Genomic DNA, 19,103 nt, shown 5'->3' with positions numbered 1-19,103 from the left:
CGAATTATCAATAATTGGAGATTATATGTCATAGATCGTCCGTGGGGAACTTCCTATGCTTTGCGACACAGGTCACATTTTATGACGGGAGAGAACAAATGAATGCAGATGTTGCGGCGAGAGAGGGGATTGCGCCCGTAAAGCCCGCCTGGCGAGCCGTCTATTCCCTGGGGCTTGGGGTGTTTGGTTTGATTACCGCCGAGTTTTTACCCGCCAGTTTATTGACGCCCATGGCGGCGAGTCTGGGGGTAAGCGAAGGGATGGCCGGGCAGGCGGTGACCGCCACGGCACTGGTGGCACTGCTGAGTGGGCTGTTGATTGCCGCCGCCACGAAAAATATTGACCGTCGCTGGGTGCTGATTTTCTTTTCGGTATTGCAAATCATCTCCAGTCTGCTGGTGGCTTTTGCCCCCTCGCTGCATGTATTGCTGCTTGGGCGTCTGCTGTTAGGCGTGGCGATTGGCGGCTTCTGGGCGATGTCGACCGCCACAGCGCTAAGGCTGGTACCCATCGCCCAGGTGCCAAAAGCGCTGGCGATTATCTTTTCCAGCGTGTCGGTTGCAACAGTCGTCGCCGCACCGCTCGGCAGCTATCTGGGCAGCATTATAGGCTGGCGTAATGTCTTTCTTCTTTCAACCGCACCGAGCGCGCTGGCGCTGCTGTGGCAATTATGGGTGCTGCCATCCATGAAACCGGAACACAGTAGCAGCCTGAGCGCACTGTTTCGCGTACTGCGTCGACCGGGCATGGTGGGCGGGATGCTGGCGAGTATTCTGATTTTCAGCGGCCATTTTGCCTTCTTCACCTATCTGCGACCTTTTCTGGAGACTGTCGGGCAGGTGAGTGTGGAGAGCATTTCGTTGATCCTGTTGGGATTTGGGCTGGCAAACTTTGTCGGCACCTCCCTCGCCGGGCATCTGCTATCGCGCAATTTACATCTGACCCTGGCGCTGGTGCCGTTTGGAATGGGGCTGATGGCGGTTGCGATGGTGCTGTTTGGGCATCTGGCGTTGCTGGATGGCTTGCTGGTTACCCTGTGGGGCTTTGCCTTTGGCATGGTGCCGGTAGGCTGGAGCACCTGGCTTGCGACGACCGTGCCGGATGAGGCGGAAAGCGCGGGCGGGCTGCTGGTGGCATCGGTGCAGCTTGCCATTGGCGCGGGCGCGGCAGGCGGTGGGGCAATATTCGACGTCAGCGGGGCAAGCGGTGTCTTCACCGGCAGCGGGTTACTGCTGCTGACGGCGATGTTCATTGTATTTATCGGCGTGCGGACAAAACCGGTCGCCGTATAAATACCCGGCAAAAGAGCGCGCTTTGTGCCGGATGAACAGCCCAAAGCGCTGAGTGAGACAGTGGCGACCTTTTCCGTTAAGGATAAAGGGACGCTATTCAGGACGCCGTTTCTTCTGGCACGTTGGTGCCCATGCCTTCGGGCAGAAACGGCGCGATTTCAGCCAGTTCGTCCTCGCTCAGTTTGAACCCGGCAGCCCCCAGCAGACCGTCGACCTGTGCCGGGCGGCGCGCGCCGACAATCGCACCGGATATAGCAGGCTGTCTCAGCACCCAGGCAATCGCCACCGCCGCGGGAGTCAGCCCGTGGCGATCGCCAATCCGACGGAAGGTCTCCACCAACGCAAGGTTTTGGGTCAGCCGTGGCTCCCGAAAGTCCGGACTGCGGGTTTTGCGCCAGTCGTCATCGGGGAGGCGGGCGATGCGTTCACGCGTCATCGCGCCGCTTAGCAGACCTGATTGCAGGGTGGAATAGGCGATGACGCCGACTCCCGCTTGCTCACAGAAGGGCAGGATGTCGGATTCGACCTCGCGCATGAGTGCTGAATAAGGCGGCTGGAGTGAGGCAATCTCCGTAACGGCCTGGGCGCGCTTGAGTTGTGTGACGTCAAAATTGGAGACGCCGATGGCGCGGATTTTTCCTTGCTGACGAGCCTTGGCCAGCACCGAGAGCGCCGCCTCAATGCCGTCATCCGGGCCATCTGCCGGGAAGGCAGGCCAGTGGATCTGATACAGATCGATAGTTTCTGTCCGAAGGCGGCGCAGGCTTGCGTCAATCTCCCGAATCAACGAATCCGGTGCCAGGGAGTGCGAAATCTGCCGACTTATCGGATCCCAGACCAGGCTGCCTTTGGTGAAGACTAACGGACGGCGCGAAGCTGGCACCCGGCGCAGCAGTCTTCCGACAATTTCCTCGGCATGACCCAGACCGTAAACGGCGGCGGTGTCGATCCAGTTCACGCCGCGTTCCACGGCGTATTCCAGCGCGGACAGGCTTTCTTCGTCATCCTGCGCTCCCCAGCCAAATTCCCAGCCCGCCCCCGCGATGGCCCAGGTTCCCAGCCCGATAGGTGAGATAGTGAAATCGGCATTCCCCAGTTTTCTGTGCTGCATGGTTTAACTCCTCAATCAAGTAGACGGCGCCAGTGTGTCACGGTAGATAGCAGGCGATAAGCCGTGTTATGTTTGATGAACTACTGAATAATTCTCATCAATATGACAATCGATCTGCATGAACTTGACGCCTTTGAAGCCGTGGCACGGCATCGCAGCTTCCGTAAAGCGGCCGCTGAGCGGGGTGTCTCTGCCTCGGCCCTGAGCCATGCCATGCGTGGACTTGAAGAGCGACTGGGCGTGCGTCTGCTCCACCGCACCACCCGCAGCGTTACGCCCACCGAGGCAGGCCATCGCCTGCTGGCCCGGCTCGCTCCTGCTTTGCGTGATGTCGCCGATGCGCTCGCCGACGTGACGGCATTACAGGCGGTACCCGCAGGCACGCTGCGTCTGAATGTACCGCGTCCTGCGGCCTGGCTGGTGCTGGCCCCGATACTGGCGGGATTTGTGGCGAAGTATCCATGCGTAAAAGTTGACGTTGTGACTGATGACGGCCTGGCTGATATCGTGGACAGTGGCTTTGACGCGGGTATCCGTTTTGGCGAAAGCCTGGCCGGAGATATGGTGGCTGTTCCTGTCGGTCCGCCGCAGCGCTTTGTCTGTGTTGCGGCGCCGTCTTACCTGAAATTGCGTGACGCGCCGAAAACGCCGGACGAACTGCTGGATCACGCCTGTGTTTGCCGTCGTTTTCCAAGTGGCCGCCATTATCACTGGGAATTTCTGGTCTCAGGAAAATCGCTGACCGTTGCTGTTGCTGGCCCATTGGTGTTCGACGACGATATGTTAATGATTCAGGCTGCACGCGACGGTGCAGGCATTGCTTACGTTTACGAGGCGATGGTGAGAGAAGAGGTAGCCGCGGGTCGGTTGGTGTCTCTACTGGATAGCTTCAGCGCGCCGCCGGGGCGATTTTTCCTCTACTACTCCGGGCGGCGGAATCTGCCGACCGCGTTGCGGGCCTTTGTCGATTTTATTCGCGCATAAATGCCATCGCTTTAAACACCGGAGTACCAGAAAAATACCCACTGAGGGAGTGAGCTATGTCAGTTGAAAATCTATCCCGGATGGGGGTAGCCAGAGTGGCGCTTCTTGTGGATGAAGCGGGTCATCAGTTCATCGAGAAATGTCCTGTTGGTGAAGTGGAGTACCATTTTTATCAACAGGCGGCCAATGCACTCACCCACGCAGGCGTTGCCGTGCCGAAACTGTTATCTGCCGATCCTGAGTTACGCAGGCTAAGACTGGAATATATCCCCCGTGAGGTTGACCAGGATGAAGTCTGCGCAGATGAAATACTCGCTACGCTGGGAAACTTACATCGATACGCCGCCAGTCCGCAATGGCTTTACCACAACCATGCATGGTCAGACTCCGCGCTTGAGCACGCTCTTCTGCTCCTGGCATTACCCGACAAAAGTGCACGACAATTTCGGCACTTCCGGCAGTGTAGTGATGTTTTGTTTGGTTATCAGAGCCTGATTTCTGGCGATAGCAATGCCGGTAATTGGGGAAGAAGAGCGAACGGTGATGTTGTGCTTTTCGACTGGGAAAGATTTGGAAGAGGAAGCCCGGCCATCGATCTGGCTCCCCTTATAAAAGGAATGGGAGCGAAACACGCCTTTACTGATCTTGCCGAACGCTATTGCCAGTTATCGGGTCAGCGTAATTCCACAGCGCTGGCGAGAGAAATGGCTATTGCTAAAGCATGGATCGTCACCGAAGTGATTACGCTGCTTTATGAGCGGAAAAAATCAACCTTTCCTTTGTATCTTAACTGGTACAAAGAACATCTTCCCGACTGGTTAGATAACATAGAGAAAATGCTTTGAATAAATACGGGCATTAAAAAGCCGTCTGCTGACGGCTCAGGTTCACTATTTAGCTGTATTCAATAATAGTGAACCCTTCATCTGCACTCGGTGCTGTGAAATAACGCGTTATCATTTCAAACTCTTCATCTGTCGCTGCAAAATCGTGCGCGCCTTCGGCGTTACGGGCGCGTAAACGGGCTTTGCATATATCGTCAGAGACGTTGAGATAATGCAGGCAATTATTAGCACCCGACGCCGTAATGATATCCATCATCCATTCACGATTCGTCCGTGTATTTGCCGGAAAATCCAGAACGACCGATACACCAGCGTTCAGTAAGGATATCAGATGTGGCTTCATGGCATTTTTGAGCTTTGCTGCGCACTGCACATACGCCGCGACGGACTGTATTTCATCTTTATAGAGCGCAGCCAGCCACGTGTCCTCACTGATAATAATCGTGCCCGGCGATACCCCCAATCTTGCAGTTAACGTGGATTTACCCGAAGCGATTTTTCCACATAAAAGGTGAAGGGTTGGTTTTACTGCTTTGACAGGTGTATCCGTATTCATGCTTTGCCTCACTGGATGATTACCGGTAAGGCCCGCCTTACCGGCGGGAAAATGACGAGCGTTATCCCACCTGACAGGTGCAGGTGATAATAATTAACGCATAAGAAGATACTGAACAGATTTTTATCATCAGATGAAGCTAGCAGGGGAGGGTGAAAAGTCATCTGTTTTGAGAAAGGCTTACTGAGGTCTTCTTTGGTCCGGGCCTTTCCGGGAATCATTTTTATATATAATGAGCAGGTCTGAATCCCCGATATTAAGAGAATATCCTCATACGCAAGGCAACGAAGATGAAATCCGAAAGTGCGTTAGTTTTAGAAGAGCTCAGGTCCAAATTGCGCCCCGCATCGGTGGCTCAGGTCGGTGGTTTTCGCCCCAGTGCAGATCCTCTTACCTCCTGGTTTTTAAAAGGAGTATCGCTTGCAGGCGAAGGGCTGCCTGTCTGGAGAGGGAAACCGATGTTTCCGCTTCTTCAGATTCGTATCGATGAGCTTCCTGTTATTCCTGAACAACTCGAGAATGTCGCTCTTCTGGTTCTCTTTCATAATATGGAAAGCCATCCTTTTGACCAACCCCATGGTGAAGGCTGGCTAATTCGTGAATATGCCACGCTTGATGGGCTTGAGTTATTACCTGAACTGGCCACGCCGTATCGCGCGTTTCCTGTGCGATGGTTAAGTGTCAATGATGATGCGCCGGGCTGGGAGGATGCCTGGGATATTCTTGATCTTTCTGCCGTAAACGATGATGAACCAGCCAGTGACAGTTTCTTTGAGGACTTTAGACGCTACGGGGGAACCAAAGTTGGCGGGTACCCTGCGGAAATACAACATGGCGTCGGGCTTGAGGATTTCGTCTTTCAGGTGGGATCTGAAGAAAAAGTTAACTGGATGTGGGCGGACAACGGCATTGGCTATTTTCACAAATCACCAGACGGCGTCTGGCGATTTTCATGTCAGTTCTACTGATAAATTGACCTGTTTCCTCTGGTTATGACTGATGCGCAGGAATGCGGGCAATTACCTTAATTTCAAAATCGAATCCTGCAAGCCAGTTGACGCCAACAGCAGTCCAGTTTGGATAAGGGGGATGCGGAAAAACAGACTGCTTAACCTGCATAATGGCGGGAAATTGATTCTCGGGATCGGTATGAAAGGTCGTGACATCAATCAAATCATCAAAGGTACATCCAGCAGCATCAAGAACCGCTTTCAGGTTATCGAAGGCAAGTCGCACCTGAGCGGCAAAATCGGGTTCCGGCGTGCCATCTGGCCGGCTTCCGACCTGACCAGAAACAAACAGCAAGTCGCCAGAACGGATCGCGGCGGAATAACCGTGTTCATTATAGAGAGCATGGCGATGAGCAGGAAAAACAGGTTCACGTTGAATCATAGGGTTTCCTCTTTTCAAATAAATAGCGCAGATGAAGCAATACAGGATGGAATGATTTAACATACGTGATGTATGTGTAATAATTATCACATACATCACGTATGTCAAGTGAGATACGCGATGTATGTCAAAAAGGAGAGGGTATGGCTGTTAACCGCCGAATCGAGGCGATGGAAGAAAATCGCGCAAAAATGATTTCAGCCGCGCGTAAGGCCTTTGCAGAAAAAGGCTTTGCTAATGCATCAATGGATGAATTAACCGCAAGTGTGGGTCTGACGCGCGGTGCGCTTTATCACACCTTTGGCGATAAAAAGGGGTTACTTGCCGCGGTCGTCACCCAGATAGATAGCGAAATGGCTCAGCGCGCAAAAGCCGCTGCCGCAACAGCCAGCGATGACTGGGAGAGATTGCTGGCCGAAGGCATTGCCTACATTCAGATGGCGCTGGACCCCGAAGTGAGGCGTATTGTCCTGCTTGACGGCCCGGCTTTCCTGGGCGATCCCGCTCAATGGCCCAGCCAGAATAGCTGCCTTGAATCCACCCGACAAACCCTGACAAGCATGATTGAACGCAAGGTCGTCAAAGAGATGGATGCAACGGCCGCTGCGCATCTGTTGAACGGAGCGGCGCTCAATGCTGCACTGTTGATAGCCGCGAGCGACGCTCCGCAAAAGAGACTGCCAGACGTTATTAAGGTGTTTACACTGCTTGCCAGCGGGTTACGTCATCATTCAGGCGAATCGCACTAAGATCGCTGCGGGATGCGGCTGGCCGGATCTGAGGGGAGACCAGAGGCGCGCCGGATAAGCCGGATACTTAGCCCGGCGCCTGCGGCGAGACATACCGCCATCGCCAGAAGCGCCACGATAAAGGCATGCGTGATATTGGCTCCGCTTTTATCGGTATCCAGCATGCTGTAAAAAATGCCGCCAATGACGGCGACGCTCAGCGCAGTGCTGATTTGTAATGTCGAGCTGGTCACTCCGGCAATCATTCCTGAAAATGCCGGGGCAACACGGCCAGTGTTGCCGCAATACTGGTTAAGCAGCCTGCAGAACCCCTGAAATATCTGGCCTCATTGCGATTTACGATCCTGCAAATCTGGCATCAAAAAAGATCCTGACGAGAAGAGCTTTATTACACGTGAGTTCAGAGGTTTTGACGGCCTGCCCGGTGAAATTCGGCAACGGGCAGTGTAAAAACAGGTCTGCATATAACGCGAGATGTTCGCTCATAGCGGGCCTTTTGTTCAGTCGGTTTGTCCGCTTTGTGCCAGGAACGGACATTATCGAATCTGAGAATTAATCGGTGATTATCTCACCGAACATACCAGTGTGGCATGACCCCACCACGCGTTGCTATTAACTCTAGTTGCCAGTACTTTAAAATGCTCTTTGTGTATCTCATCAGTCAAAGCTTGGAACGGTTTGCAGGGACGTTTACAACGGGAACTCTATGAAGCTCAAAATTGCAAAAACTTCCGCTTTACTCTGCTAAGACAAATGGTTTATCTTTTTATTTTTCGAGCAAAAAAGAAAGATATAGAAGCCTATGAATACCTGGGATGTTAAAAACGTATAATAAAAATGCAAAGCCAATAACCGTTTATCGGTCTTTAGAATACTTACGCAACATAAATATAATTACAAAAATAGATAGCAAAAGTAAATTCATTGCGATAAAAAACAGGATACAAAAATCAATTATCTATGCTGTCTGTTCAGAATATGGTTAAATCGATGAGGTCGTTGACAGCGATGTAAAATTAATTTTAGAAAAAATTTCGAATACAAATGGGAGTGCAATCAACAGCAGCCATATTGAAGTGAGTATAATTTGTCACAATTGCAAAAATATTAATAATCTTGAGGCTATTATCAGCATGAGCATTAATTAACATTAGTTAATTTATTATTGCAATTTTATAATGTTTAATAAAAACAACACATACACCTAAAAAATAACATTGAAACAATCATCATTAATTGATTATCAATACCTTTAAAATAATAACCTGCAGTTACAATACCAACAATAAATTATATAAACCTTAGACAAATAGCTGGCTTCCAATAATAATCGATATTTCAAAAGCCTATGAAGGCTAACTAAAGATGATCAAGTTTATGAATTGGATATTGCAATATCACAAGTTATATATTATCAATGTGTCAGATATAAGCGATCTATTAACACAACCAAAAACCAACCAATTGATTTTAAAAGGATAATTAAATGACTACTAAAAAAGTGATTTTTGTTGCATTTGCTATCGAAGATGAAAGATCTAGAGACTTCCTTAAAGGTCAATCACTTTTAACAAAATCAACTTTTGAATATGTAGATATGTCCGTTAAAGAGGCATACGATTCGGAATGGAAAGTTAAAGTCAGAACACGTATCAGACGTTCTGATGGTGTCATCGTATTAGTAAGTAAAAACTCCCTCGATTCCTCAGGGCAGAAATGGGAGATAGAGTGTGCTAAAGAAGAAGGGAAACCTATTCTTGCCATTTGGGCTAGTAAAGAAGACAAGACCCAGCTTAACTCAGTTTCAACAGTTGCATGGACATGGGATAACATAACGAAATTTATTGATTCGCTTTGAGTTAAGGAGTGGAATCATGCGAAAAGCTCTAGTTATAGGTATTGATAGTTATGAGCACATTTCATCACTTCACGGGTGTGTTAATGATGCGTTTGATGTAAAAACAATGCTTGCACGCAATGCTGACTCTTCCGTAAATTTTCAAGTTCGTCTCATAACAAGTAACAACGGCCCAGTAGTAAAAAGAGAGCTTCGTCAAGAAATTCAAGCGCTCTTTTCTGGGGATGGTGAAATCGCGCTACTCTTTTTTGCTGGGCATGGATACATCGAATCTACTGGCGGTTATCTTTGCGCTAGCGATACTGAAACCGGCGACGACGGATTATCGTTGTCTGATATAATGACTTTTGCTAATCAATCTGGTTTCAGAAACAAAATCATCATACTGGATAGTTGCCACAGTGGCGTTGTTGCGCAGCGGGTAGGACAAGCACAGATATCTGAACTCACTGAAGGAATGACAATTCTAACAGCATCAACAGCTGATCAGTATGCTTCAGAAGAAAATGGATCAGGGGTATTTACGAGCCTTTTGATAGATGCATTAGGAGGGGCTGCGGCAAATTTAATTGGCCAAATTACACCGGGTGGAGTATATGCACATATTGATCAATCACTTGGAGCATGGTCTCAGAGACCTCTCTTTAAAACTAATGTAAAATCTTTCGTTTCGCTAAGAACAATTCAGCCTCCTCTAGCTTTGCAGGCTCTGCGTCGCATAACTGAATTCTTCACCTACCCAGGAGAGGAGTATCAACTTGCCCCCGAATATGAACCTGAAAGTAAAAATCCTGATCCTGACAAAACTGCATTGTTTGCTATTTTGCAGAGCTATAACCGGGTAAATCTTCTAGTCCCTGTTGGTGCACCACATATGTATCACGCAGCTATGGAAAGTAAAACCGTTAAGCTAACAGGGCTCGGTGAACATTATAGAAAGCTAGTTGAAAAAGGATTGATCTAATGATAAAGGTATTTATATCTCATCAGCATAGTGATTCAGCTCTAGCCAGAGACATAGAGCAAAGGTTGAAAAACACACATCGAATTGATTGTTATCTTGACTTAATTGATACAAATATCTCTGATGGTGAGGATTTAGCTCGATATATTAAGGACAGATTGTCAAGTTGTACTCAATTACTTGCTGTAATATCTGAGAGAACAAGGGAGTCATGGTGGGTACCTTGGGAAATAGGTGTTGCCTCAGAAAAAGACTATCCCCTTGCAACTTATGCAGGTGGTTCTATAATACCACCAGAGTTTTTGAAAAAATGGCCATACTTAAGAAACCAACAAGAACTTGATTACTATGCGGAAGTTTCTAAAAACACGGCTCAAGTTCTTCAAGAGAGAAGAAAAGTAAGTCAGGAAAGCTATTCTCGTAAAAATTCCACACATGACTTTTATAATCAACTGAGAAGGAAGTTAGGGCAGTAACTCAATCCTTAGTTTGCAATAAAAGCCAGCAATAATAATTTGCTGGCTTAATTTATTTATATAAATGCATTAATCAACAGAGTTTAAAATATTCATATAAAAACATTGGTAATTTTCTGTAAAGATCACGCACTAAATATTTAAAAATAAAAAAATCCTAATATAATTACATAGCTATCATATGAAGCGATCAGGAAGTTGAGGCTATTCCATGCGCGATTTCAAGGCGAGAGATGTTAACGGGGATGTAAATATCATCGATCATTCGAACAACAATCCATACAAACTACTAATTCATTGTGATAATGATGAGCTAGTGTTGGAAGAAGTACATCGTATAAAATTACTTAAAGCCGAAAGAAAGTCGAAATTCCATTCTACGTTAAAAAGACTAGTAATCTGCACTTTTATTTTTTTATTTGCTGCTGTTTGGTATTACATAAACGACAAAATGGATGCGGTGAGTGCTGTAACTGGTATTGGAAGTCTTTTTATAGGAATTGCTTCACTTTCGAAAGCGGATCAACCGACTGAGTTTGAACAAAGGCAACTTAATGCATTAAATGAGATAAATACGTTGCTCAGGGAAAGAAATGTCCGGTAACACCAGTTATACTTCTTCCGTCGAGATTATTAGAAAACTCAAATAGTGATACTCGCTGTTTGCATGTTTAACTGACACAATGGAACAAACCTCAGTTGATGCTCTAAACCGATTGGGATCTTCATATTATAAGATTATCCCCATGTCATTATGGGATTTCGTTTCAGACTTAAACATGCAAACGCTTTATCATGCACTTAAGAATCAATGCTATTCAAATTTTAAGTGATCTCCCGACATTTAGATTTAACTTTGACCCAAATCAATTAAATTGTAAACATGCTTAATGAAATATCAACATATAGATGTTAAAATCAAACCAAACACTATAGATAGTTGTTACCAGCATTCCATCTATAAGAGACTCTGTAAAAGTTACCATATATTAACTATACCGCCGAAGGAGAAATAAAGATGTCTATTGATTTTATTTGCTCTAATCCTCAGACCTTGTTGAATAAATTTAACAAAGCTATTGAACAAGATGAACCAAAAGGGAAAATTACGACCTGGGTGAGAAGTAAGGATAAAAAATACTATACTCACAAAGCAGATGAATGGAACTCAAAAGCATGGTTTGAGCCACTAGTGAGAAATGGCGTTTTGACATTCTGTATCATTAAGCCGAAGAACGCCGCAATTAGTAGAGTGGCCTATGCGTACTATCATGGGCACTTGACTGAAACTTTTTTAAGCCATTTTGATGAAGACTTCACTTCCTCCTCATCCACTGCAATGCCAACATCTGATGATAATGTCGGTTAGATAAAGATATAAATTGACCAGTTTAGTTATGTTCCAGGAGGAGTTGAGAATATATATTTAGCTCTCCATGTTAACACTCTACTCTCAAAAAAGTGGGCATGTCCACACAGATAATAGACCAAGACCAATGGCCCCTGCCTCAATATCTTTTCTCCAACCGTCAAGATCACCATGTTAGGAAATCGCGTAAAAATAGGCCCCGAGGGTGGGGTCACTTTGCACCCGCGATCATTTACCCCTCCGCGAACAGCATTCGGAGACTCAGAAAAGCACGTAATATTATTAAATTGTTTTCGGGGTTTGTTTTTACCATCGTCCGAAAAATAAACAACTTGCTGCCCATCCACAATCGTAACACCAGGTATATTTCTAGTGTTCGACTGCTCGATTTTTCCACCCAGAATTTTTTCTAACGTTTCTCGATCATTACTCATGTCACACCTCACTTTGTGGCCGGGGTAATTACAAACTTAAAGTTTGTGACGCCCACACCGGTAAATACCTTCGAATAATAACTAGCTAATTCTGGGCTGTTCGTATGATAGATAGCTCCGCCATCGAAACCAGAGGAGTATTTTTCCGCCTTCAGCTACTGACCATGGTTTCGAGCCAGCCGGGCTTTCTGGGTTTCGAATAGAACTAGCCCAATCATCGACAAATTTGGCTTCAATAGCTGAGGATTTCCCGCTGATCATTGCCACTTCATTTGACTTGCCCCCTGTTGATTATCACATGCCAGTGTTAATCCTGCATCTGATATATACTGGCTTAAAGGACCTCTCCTCGCGCTTAACAGACCTCCCACCCCCATACAGGCCTGTCTACTTAGTACGGGTCCTGATATGCCGATGAATAAACAGGGAGCAGGGCGTCGGAGGTTAGAAAAAGTTAGTTCAACGGTTTGACTGAAAAATTTCGCTTATACATTCGTTACCTGAGCGACATCAGGGAGCTTTCAGTAAGAACCGTGCAGCGGGTGACGGATCTGAGCGCACCTTAAGCGAAGGGGCGGTAGAATAAAAATGGACATGCTGATTTCGCCTGCCGGAGATAGCTGTTTCGTGCCAGAAAAGAGCATATGTAAAAAACGGGTTCTGGCCCCATCAATTTTAAAAGTGCATTCATATTGATACAATGCCAATAATGCTCTTCATGCAAATAGAGTAATGCGATATTTACTTTGGCTGCTAATGGTTTTATGAGGTAATAAATGGATTTGTTATTGGAAAAGTTTGCTGAAATACATTTTGCGGATTATTTAAAACTTGTCAGTAATATCGATGTTATGGCGATGATCACAGAACGTGCCATTCCCTGTGATGAGGCCTCTCGTGACTTTAAACTCATACTCGACGAGAATGCCCGCCATTCAGATTTGGGCTATTACCGAATCACGGATGATAAGCAGGGTAATTTTATCGGCCTCGCCAAACTGGCATCTGTGGCTGACCAACCGAAGACCGCCGAACTGGGCTATATGCTGCTACCGGAATATTGGGGGCTTGGTATTGCGAGCAAAGTTGCCACAATACTGGTCGAGCAGGCCTGCAGAAACCCTGAAATCTCTATACTCATTGCGATTGTCGATCCTGCGAACCTGGCATCAAAAAAGATCCTGACGAACAAGAATTTTATCACGCGTGAATTCAGAGATTTTGACGGTCTGCCCGGCGAAATTCTGCAACGGGCCGTGTAATAAACAGGTCTGTGTATCATGCAATATCTCCGCTTCGAACCCGAAGCGAAATGGCTATTCAGACTGCGTTGGCTTATTACGTTGAACAGCCGCCCACGCCAGTCTGCACGCATGTAAACTTAACGAATTAGCCCCACCCGCAAAATCAGGATCTGCGGACTGCACTGGATCATCTTCCCATCCGCAGACGGCGCAAATTTCATAATTCCCTCTCTCTTCGAGCGTTCTCTTACCGCAGCATAAACAGGGAGAGTGTTTATTTTCTTTCATTTTTCCACTGTCCCTGGTTGTTCAGATTTTCCCATCTGCTCTCCTTATTGCCAACTCCATACAAAAATGTCGGGTGCATCAGCTATTGCGTGACTCTGAATAGTGCGACAAGTCATCACTCATCTCTTGTAACTCGTTGATCAATCGTGCCACATGGAAACCATCGCAGACGGCATGATGTACCTGGACGGCGAGGGGTAACAAGACTTTGTCACCCTGTGTGTAGTATTTACCAAGGGTAAACATGGGGGCAAAAAAGTTCTGCATATGGGCAACATTGATATTAAAACCGGTAAAACTTACCCAAGGATTAGCCGATACAAAAAATATATTTTCCCGCGACTCTTCTTTAGGCAGATAGGAAAGGTTATTGCGATAGCGCGCCACGTCTTCTGAAAAAATGTTCTGGAAGTGGTGAATATTACCGTCGTAGTGACTCCATAATGACGAAAAGGTCTCCGTTTCATCATGGAAAATCGTATAGGCTGGATGGCTGTCATTCCATACGACAAGCTCGTTGTTCTTGATGGCCATACGAAATTCCGCATGCCTGTTCACTATTTTTGCAAGGAGGAAAATCATCGTGGGGTAAAATTTCCAGCCGACCTCCTTAATATGTTTTAGCAGCGCGGTAATATCGATTTGCACAGTTTGGCTAAATGTACACTGCGCGAAGCTCTGGAATGCGTCGAAATGTTCTTTCCTTGCCCAGCGCGATAAGTCGACAACGGTATATTCCGGAGTTATATTTTTCATTTTTAGCCTTTGATTATCCATTATATTTTAGGGGGTAGCCTAAGATTTTTTCATAAACTAATCAAGCTTGCGGGGCCATGGCCATTTCGCACGGGCAGGGCGTTTTTATACTCGTGTTACTCTGCACCCAACGGTAAAAACGCAATCACCCTAAAGAATCTTCACGGTTAGCCGTTAACTCATCCTGGAATGAAGCAAGTTCGTTAAGAGCGAACACACTAAAAAGGATGAATAATGACGGAGACCCCTTTCAAATGGACCTGCTTAACCTGTGATAAGGAGATCGCGCAACACCTTGAATATTGTGCTGAATGTGAGGAAAAACGGTACAGAAAAATCGGTGGACTGTTGTTCCTGCCACTCCTCAATATTTTGCTCATGGCCTACGATTATTTCACGTCTCTGATAGTGACATTAAAACTGGGTACGAACATGCTCGGTCGTATTCCTGTTTACCAGACATCCTATCTTTTTACTGCCGCAGGGATTAACCTGATTTTACTGCTCCTGGTTATCTATGTTACGTCTCTTTTTGTGCGTAAAAAGAGAGCGTTACCTCTGGCGTTTAGCGTGCTACTGGTTGCCAGTATCACGATCATGATGATTGACCGGGCCATCACTTCATACTTATTCGCGCATCTTGCGCTGAATTTCGACATGATTATGCCTATTGTCAGATACATAATTTTCGCCTGCATATGGATACCGTACTTCCGTTTTTCGGTTCGGGTTAAAAAGACGTTCATTTGGTAATATCATATATGCCCCCGTTCCTGGCGCGTATTGGTTGCATGAAGTGATCGTTTCCATTTGCAAATAAATCAGGTCAGGCATGAAAAGGCTCTGGCCTGTATCGATCACGCTTGAGAATTTTTTTGATTCTTACCAGATAATGTCGTCATCTGGCATTGAATGACATCTCTGTCATACGTGGAAACTCTTTTTTACGGGCCAGGTCACGCGTTGATTGCTTCAAAAAAAAGACTGTATTTGTTATATTATTGCTCATTGGTTATTCACCTCTGCGGTGCCAAAAAGAACAAGATTCACCGCGACCCAGGACAATAAAATGTTAGATTACCGCTTCCCGACAGCTTTGCAGATGGTTCTCAGCGTAGCGATGGCGGAGCAATTGGGTGAACGTTCGACGAGTGCGATTCTGGCCTACGGCCTGGAAGCAAACCCGAGCTTTATCCGTAAATTAATGGTGCCTCTCACGCGTGATGGGATTATCGTCTCTACGCTTGGCCGCAACGGCTCTATTCATCTTGGTCGTCCGCCTGAAGAGATCACCCTGCGCGATATCTACCTTTCGGTCATCGAAGATAAAAAGCTGTGGGCGTCGCGCCCCGACATACCGGCCCGCTGCGTGGTCAGTGCCAACGCGTGCTGGTATTTCAAATCGATTGCCGATGAAGCGGAGCGGGCGTCGTTAGATGTACTCGCTCGCCATACCGTGGCAAGCGCGCTGGAAAAGGTCAAAAAAGCCGATACCAGCGGGTGCGATCTGCTGCCTGAACTGAATGATCGGTTTAAAAAAGCGCTTTAATACTTTTCATATTGCGAAAAAAAACCGCCTTCACTGTGAAGGCGGTTTTTTGTTATCTGCAACAGTGACTCAGGCTGGCAAAACCTCTCTTTCCTCTTTACCGCGCGTGACGAATTTACGCAGTGTCACGTAAAACACCGGGGTCAGGAACAGACCGAACAGCGTCACGCCCAGCATGCCAGAGAACACCGTGATCCCGGTGACGCCGCGCACTTCCGCCCCCGCGCCGTGGCCGAAAATCAGCGGGATCGTCCCGGCAATAAAGGCGATAGAGGTCATCACAATCGGGCGTAAACGCAGGCGACAAGCTTCAAGCGCCGCTTCCATGATTCCTTTGCCCTGGATTTCCAGCTCACGGGCAAACTCCACGATCAGAATGGCGTTTTTACAGGCAAGCCCCATGAGTACCACCAGACCGACCTGCACAAACACGTTGTTATCGCCACCGGTCAGCCAGACGCCGAACAGTGCGGACAGCATGGTCATCGGCACGATAAGGATCACCGCCAGCGGCAGCGTCCAGCTTTCATACAGCGCCGCCAGAACCAGGAACGCAAGCAGAACCGCGACCGGGAAGACGATCAGCGCCGTATTACCCTGAGTGGCCTGCTGGTAGCTCAGGTCCGTCCATTCAATATTCATCCCATTGGGCAGGATCTGCTTAGACATTCCGTCCAGTTGTGTCATCGCCTGTGAGGAGGAGAGTACGCGAGGATCGGCATCGCCAATGAGATCCGCCGCCGGATAGCCATTGTAACGAATCACCGGGTCCGGCCCGTAAGTCGTACTGATATTGACCATACTGCCAATCGGCACCATTTCGCCCTGATTATTGCGGGTACGCAAATTGGCAATATCTTCCACGCTTTCGCGGTATGGCCCGTCGGCCTGCGCCATCACGCGCCAGGTACGACCGAACTGGTTGAAATCGTTGACATACGACGACCCCAGATAGGTTTGCAGCGTACCGAAAAGATCGGTCAGCGACACGCCCTGTGCTTTCGCCTTATCACGATCAACCTGCACATCCAGTTGCGGCACGTTAGCCTGGTAGGTGGAGATTGGGAAGTGCATTCCTGGCGTCTGCATAATCGCACCGGACATCGTGTTCACCGCGGTTTGCAGCGCGCCATAGCCAAGCCCGGCGCGGTCCTGAATATAAAGCGAATAGCCAGAACCCTGACCCAGCCCTAATATCGGCGGCGGCAAAATGGAGAAACCGAAGCCCTGCTGGATTTGCGCGATTTTCGCGTTGATCTCCGCGTTAATTTCCGCAGCAGAATGTTTACGCTGATCGAACGGTTTCAGGCCAAAAAAGACCGTCCCGGTATTTGGCGTATTGGTGAACTGCAACGCATTCAGCCCTGGAAAGGCGACCGCATAATCCACGCCTTCGGTATTCATCCCGATTTCGCTCATCTTGCGGATCACCGCATCGGTGCGTTCCAGCGAAGAGCCTTCCGGCATTTTCACACCGCCAATTAAATAGAGCTTATCCTGTGTCGGAATAAACCCGCCGGGGACGGCTTTAAACATCACGCCCGCGGCGCAGAGCAGCAGCACATAGACAACAAACACCGCGCCACGGCGTCCGAGCGTTTTGCCAACCAGCCCCTGATAGCCGTCCGAGCTACGGTGGAAAAAGCGGTTAAACGGACGGAAAATCCAGCCGAACAGACGATCGATCAGGCGGGTAGGGTAGTCTTTCGGCGCACCGTGCGGTTTTAACAGCAGGGCAGCCAGCGCTGGTGAAAGCGTCAGCGAGTTGATGGCCGAGATCACCGTCGAAATCGCGATCGTCACCGCAAACTGTTTATAGAACTGACCGGTCACCCCGGAGAGGAACGCCATCGGCACAAACACCGCGCACAGCACCAGTGCAATCGCGATAATCGGCCCGGAGACTTCACGCATCGCCTGATGGGCCGCCGCAAGTGGAGCCAGCCCCTCTTCGATATTTCGCTCAACGTTTTCCACCACCACGATGGCGTCATCCACGACGATACCGATAGCCAGCACCAGCCCGAACAGACTCAGGGTATTCAGCGAGAAGCCAAGCAGGTAGAGAATACTGAACGTGCCTACCACCGATACCGGCACCGCGATCAGCGGAATAATCGACGCGCGCCAGGTCTGCAGGAACAGAATCACCACCAGCACAACCAGCACCACCGCTTCCAGCAGCGTTTGCACAACTGCGCGAATGGAATCGCGAACAAACACCGTCGGATCGTAAGGGGCCGCCCACTTCATATCATCCGGGAAACGCTTCGACAGTTCGTCCATCTTGGCGCGCACCGCGTTAGACAGATCGATGGCGTTGGCCCCCGGCGACTGGAAGATACCAATCCCGACCGCGTCTTTGTTGTTAAGCTGGGAGCGCAGCGCATAGCTGCCGGAGCCCATTTCAATTCGCGCCACGTCACGCAGGCGGACCAGCGAGCCGTCTTGCGCCGTTTTCAGAATAATATTGCCAAACTCTTCTTCCGTGTGCAGGCGACCCTGGGCGTTAATGGAGATCAGGAAATCGCTCTCTTTCGGCAGCGGCTCGGCGCCAAGCTGCCCGGCGGAAACCTGGACGTTTTGCTCCTGCATTGCCGTTACCACATCGGAGGCGGTCAACCCACGTGCCGCGACTTTATTGGGATCCAGCCAGATGCGCATGGCGTATTCACCGGAGCCAAAAATCTGGATTTGACCAACGCCCGGCAGACGGGCCAGCTCATCCTTCACTTTTAGCGTGGCGTAGTTACGCATATACAGGGAGTCGTACTTACCGTTGGGTGAAAACAGATGCACCACCAGCGTCAGCGTCGGCGACTGTTTCTGGGTGGTGATACCCAGACGCCGCACATCTTCCGGCAGACGCGCTTCGGCCTGTGATACGCGGTTTTGCACCTGAACCTGCGCCTGATCGGGGTCAGTACCCGGACGGAAGGTGACAGTGGTGACCAGTACGCCATCAGAGCCGGCAACGGATTTCATGTACATCATGTTTTCAACGCCGTTGATCGCTTCTTCCAGCGGCGTCGCCACGGTCTCTGCAATCACTTTCGGGTTTGCGCCGGGATACTCCGCGCGTACCTGAACGCTGGGCGGTACGACATCAGGATATTCGCTGACCGGCAGCAGCGGGATAGCGATCAATCCTGTAATGAAAATCAGAATCGACAGCACCGCGGCGAAAATCGGCCTGTCGATAAAAAAGCGGGAAAAGTCCATGTGTCGGATTCTCA

20 protein-coding genes and 1 pseudogene are annotated in these 19,103 nt (G+C 48.6%); 13 read left to right on the top strand and 8 right to left on the bottom strand.

What is annotated here, in order from left to right; all coding sequences use genetic code 11:
• Positions 1-98 precede the first annotated feature (98 nt).
• Positions 99-1,292 (top strand): MFS transporter, encoded by a 1,194-nt coding sequence (locus C5523_RS15660; RefSeq protein WP_108701481.1) that lies wholly within the window; start codon positions 99-101, stop codon positions 1,290-1,292.
• Between the two features lie 97 nt (positions 1,293-1,389).
• On the opposite strand, the gene C5523_RS15655 is transcribed toward C5523_RS15660, so the two are convergent.
• Positions 1,390-2,403, bottom strand: a complete 1,014-nt coding sequence (locus C5523_RS15655) for an aldo/keto reductase (RefSeq protein WP_108701480.1) — start codon at positions 2,401-2,403, stop codon at positions 1,390-1,392.
• 102 nt (positions 2,404-2,505) lie between these two features.
• Here C5523_RS15655 and C5523_RS15650 point away from each other — a divergent pair, with 102 nt between their 5' ends.
• Entirely contained in the window at positions 2,506-3,387 is an 882-nt protein-coding gene (locus tag C5523_RS15650; protein WP_223878702.1) for a LysR family transcriptional regulator, read from the top strand.
• Positions 3,388-3,443: 56 nt separating this feature from the next.
• A complete protein-coding gene (locus C5523_RS15645) occupies positions 3,444-4,232 on the top strand; it encodes a phosphotransferase (protein WP_108701479.1) in 789 nt (262 codons plus the stop codon).
• 49 nt (positions 4,233-4,281) lie between these two features.
• On the opposite strand, the gene C5523_RS15640 is transcribed toward C5523_RS15645, so the two are convergent.
• A complete protein-coding gene (locus tag C5523_RS15640) occupies positions 4,282-4,788 on the bottom strand; it encodes an ATP-binding protein (RefSeq protein WP_108701478.1) in 507 nt (168 codons plus the stop codon).
• A 290-nt stretch (positions 4,789-5,078) separates the two neighbouring features.
• On the opposite strand from C5523_RS15640, the gene C5523_RS15635 reads away from it, so the two are divergent.
• Positions 5,079-5,756: a DUF1963 domain-containing protein gene (locus C5523_RS15635; protein WP_108701477.1), complete on the top strand. Its 678-nt coding sequence runs from the start codon at positions 5,079-5,081 to the stop codon at positions 5,754-5,756.
• 22 nt (positions 5,757-5,778) lie between these two features.
• Here C5523_RS15635 and C5523_RS15630 read toward each other — a convergent pair whose 3' ends face one another.
• The gene (locus C5523_RS15630; protein ID WP_079496650.1) at positions 5,779-6,180 is read right to left on the bottom strand and encodes a RidA family protein; all 402 of its coding nucleotides are present in this window, start codon (positions 6,178-6,180) and stop codon (positions 5,779-5,781) included.
• A 143-nt stretch (positions 6,181-6,323) separates the two neighbouring features.
• Here C5523_RS15630 and C5523_RS15625 point away from each other — a divergent pair, with 143 nt between their 5' ends.
• Positions 6,324-6,929 carry a TetR/AcrR family transcriptional regulator gene (locus tag C5523_RS15625; protein ID WP_039079390.1) on the top strand — a complete coding sequence of 202 codons (606 nt, stop codon included), beginning with the start codon at positions 6,324-6,326 and terminating at the stop codon, positions 6,927-6,929.
• Here the strand turns inward: C5523_RS15625 and C5523_RS15620 are convergent.
• Positions 6,926-7,204 (bottom strand): annotated as a pseudogene (locus C5523_RS15620) (MFS transporter); the annotation flags it as partial. The gene C5523_RS15625 and the pseudogene C5523_RS15620 sit on opposite strands and share 4 nt — an antisense overlap.
• A 1,211-nt stretch (positions 7,205-8,415) precedes the next feature.
• Here C5523_RS15620 and C5523_RS15615 point away from each other — a divergent pair.
• The 5 genes from C5523_RS15615 (at position 8,416) to C5523_RS15595 (ending at position 11,596) form a co-directional block, all read left to right on the top strand.
• Positions 8,416-8,787 (top strand): TIR domain-containing protein, encoded by a 372-nt coding sequence (locus C5523_RS15615; protein WP_108701476.1) that lies wholly within the window; start codon positions 8,416-8,418, stop codon positions 8,785-8,787.
• 16 nt (positions 8,788-8,803) lie between these two features.
• Positions 8,804-9,751 (top strand): caspase family protein, encoded by a 948-nt coding sequence (locus tag C5523_RS15610; protein ID WP_108701475.1) that lies wholly within the window; start codon positions 8,804-8,806, stop codon positions 9,749-9,751.
• On the top strand, positions 9,751-10,227 hold the full coding sequence (locus C5523_RS15605) for a toll/interleukin-1 receptor domain-containing protein (RefSeq protein WP_108701474.1): 477 nt from the start codon (positions 9,751-9,753) through the stop codon (positions 10,225-10,227). The genes C5523_RS15610 and C5523_RS15605 overlap by 1 nt, the downstream gene beginning before the upstream one ends.
• A 211-nt stretch (positions 10,228-10,438) precedes the next feature.
• On the top strand, positions 10,439-10,831 hold the full coding sequence (locus C5523_RS15600; RefSeq protein WP_108701473.1) for a hypothetical protein: 393 nt from the start codon (positions 10,439-10,441) through the stop codon (positions 10,829-10,831).
• A 414-nt stretch (positions 10,832-11,245) separates the two neighbouring features.
• The gene (locus C5523_RS15595; RefSeq protein WP_108701472.1) at positions 11,246-11,596 is read left to right on the top strand and encodes a hypothetical protein; all 351 of its coding nucleotides are present in this window, start codon (positions 11,246-11,248) and stop codon (positions 11,594-11,596) included.
• A gap of 26 nt (positions 11,597-11,622) precedes the next feature.
• Here C5523_RS15595 and C5523_RS15590 read toward each other — a convergent pair whose 3' ends face one another.
• Positions 11,623-12,030 (bottom strand): hypothetical protein, encoded by a 408-nt coding sequence (locus C5523_RS15590; protein WP_223878701.1) that lies wholly within the window; start codon positions 12,028-12,030, stop codon positions 11,623-11,625.
• Between the two features lie 776 nt (positions 12,031-12,806).
• On the opposite strand from C5523_RS15590, the gene C5523_RS15585 reads away from it, so the two are divergent.
• Positions 12,807-13,292: a GNAT family N-acetyltransferase gene (locus C5523_RS15585; RefSeq protein ID WP_108701471.1), complete on the top strand. Its 486-nt coding sequence runs from the start codon at positions 12,807-12,809 to the stop codon at positions 13,290-13,292.
• Between the two features lie 54 nt (positions 13,293-13,346).
• Here the strand turns inward: C5523_RS15585 and C5523_RS15580 are convergent, their stop codons facing one another.
• Both C5523_RS15580 and catA read right to left on the bottom strand, forming a co-directional pair.
• Positions 13,347-13,562: a CPCC family cysteine-rich protein gene (locus tag C5523_RS15580; RefSeq protein ID WP_108701470.1), complete on the bottom strand. Its 216-nt coding sequence runs from the start codon at positions 13,560-13,562 to the stop codon at positions 13,347-13,349.
• A gap of 78 nt (positions 13,563-13,640) precedes the next feature.
• Positions 13,641-14,318: a type A chloramphenicol O-acetyltransferase gene (catA, locus tag C5523_RS15575; protein ID WP_071194828.1), complete on the bottom strand. Its 678-nt coding sequence runs from the start codon at positions 14,316-14,318 to the stop codon at positions 13,641-13,643.
• A 234-nt stretch (positions 14,319-14,552) separates the two neighbouring features.
• Here catA and C5523_RS15570 point away from each other — a divergent pair, with 234 nt between their 5' ends.
• Positions 14,553-15,071 carry a DUF2569 family protein gene (locus tag C5523_RS15570; protein ID WP_108701469.1) on the top strand — a complete coding sequence of 173 codons (519 nt, stop codon included), beginning with the start codon at positions 14,553-14,555 and terminating at the stop codon, positions 15,069-15,071.
• A gap of 316 nt (positions 15,072-15,387) precedes the next feature.
• Positions 15,388-15,867: an Rrf2 family transcriptional regulator gene (locus C5523_RS15565; protein WP_108701468.1), complete on the top strand. Its 480-nt coding sequence runs from the start codon at positions 15,388-15,390 to the stop codon at positions 15,865-15,867.
• A 69-nt stretch (positions 15,868-15,936) separates the two neighbouring features.
• Here C5523_RS15565 and oqxB read toward each other — a convergent pair whose 3' ends face one another.
• Positions 15,937-19,089, bottom strand: coding sequence for a multidrug efflux RND transporter permease subunit OqxB (oqxB, locus tag C5523_RS15560; protein ID WP_108701467.1), 3,153 nt, complete (start codon positions 19,087-19,089; stop codon positions 15,937-15,939).
• Positions 19,090-19,103 lie beyond the last annotated feature (14 nt).

It is taken from the genome of Phytobacter sp. SCO41 (genome assembly GCF_003073275.1).
GTDB classification, from domain to species: domain Bacteria; phylum Pseudomonadota; class Gammaproteobacteria; order Enterobacterales; family Enterobacteriaceae; genus Phytobacter; species Phytobacter diazotrophicus.
This window is presented reverse-complemented; position numbering and strand designations above follow the sequence as displayed.

Bases quoted from the DNA above. Each gene is read 5' to 3' on its own strand.
- C5523_RS15660 (WP_108701481.1), top strand. From the start codon at position 99: ATGAATGCAGATGTTGCGGCGAGAGAGGGGATTGCGCCCGTAAAGCCC.
- C5523_RS15655 (WP_108701480.1), bottom strand. From the start codon at position 2,403: ATGCAGCACAGAAAACTGGGGAATGCCGATTTCACTATCTCACCTATC.
- C5523_RS15650 (WP_223878702.1), top strand. From the start codon at position 2,506: ATGACAATCGATCTGCATGAACTTGACGCCTTTGAAGCCGTGGCACGG.
- C5523_RS15645 (WP_108701479.1), top strand. From the start codon at position 3,444: ATGTCAGTTGAAAATCTATCCCGGATGGGGGTAGCCAGAGTGGCGCTT.
- C5523_RS15640 (WP_108701478.1), bottom strand. From the start codon at position 4,788: ATGAATACGGATACACCTGTCAAAGCAGTAAAACCAACCCTTCACCTT.
- C5523_RS15635 (WP_108701477.1), top strand. From the start codon at position 5,079: ATGAAATCCGAAAGTGCGTTAGTTTTAGAAGAGCTCAGGTCCAAATTG.
- C5523_RS15630 (WP_079496650.1), bottom strand. From the start codon at position 6,180: ATGATTCAACGTGAACCTGTTTTTCCTGCTCATCGCCATGCTCTCTAT.
- C5523_RS15625 (WP_039079390.1), top strand. From the start codon at position 6,324: ATGGCTGTTAACCGCCGAATCGAGGCGATGGAAGAAAATCGCGCAAAA.
- C5523_RS15615 (WP_108701476.1), top strand. From the start codon at position 8,416: ATGACTACTAAAAAAGTGATTTTTGTTGCATTTGCTATCGAAGATGAA.
- C5523_RS15610 (WP_108701475.1), top strand. From the start codon at position 8,804: ATGCGAAAAGCTCTAGTTATAGGTATTGATAGTTATGAGCACATTTCA.
- C5523_RS15605 (WP_108701474.1), top strand. From the start codon at position 9,751: ATGATAAAGGTATTTATATCTCATCAGCATAGTGATTCAGCTCTAGCC.
- C5523_RS15600 (WP_108701473.1), top strand. From the start codon at position 10,439: ATGCGCGATTTCAAGGCGAGAGATGTTAACGGGGATGTAAATATCATC.
- C5523_RS15595 (WP_108701472.1), top strand. From the start codon at position 11,246: ATGTCTATTGATTTTATTTGCTCTAATCCTCAGACCTTGTTGAATAAA.
- C5523_RS15590 (WP_223878701.1), bottom strand. From the start codon at position 12,030: ATGAGTAATGATCGAGAAACGTTAGAAAAAATTCTGGGTGGAAAAATC.
- C5523_RS15585 (WP_108701471.1), top strand. From the start codon at position 12,807: ATGGATTTGTTATTGGAAAAGTTTGCTGAAATACATTTTGCGGATTAT.
- C5523_RS15580 (WP_108701470.1), bottom strand. From the start codon at position 13,562: ATGAAAGAAAATAAACACTCTCCCTGTTTATGCTGCGGTAAGAGAACG.
- catA (WP_071194828.1), bottom strand. From the start codon at position 14,318: ATGAAAAATATAACTCCGGAATATACCGTTGTCGACTTATCGCGCTGG.
- C5523_RS15570 (WP_108701469.1), top strand. From the start codon at position 14,553: ATGACGGAGACCCCTTTCAAATGGACCTGCTTAACCTGTGATAAGGAG.
- C5523_RS15565 (WP_108701468.1), top strand. From the start codon at position 15,388: ATGTTAGATTACCGCTTCCCGACAGCTTTGCAGATGGTTCTCAGCGTA.
- oqxB (WP_108701467.1), bottom strand. From the start codon at position 19,089: ATGGACTTTTCCCGCTTTTTTATCGACAGGCCGATTTTCGCCGCGGTG.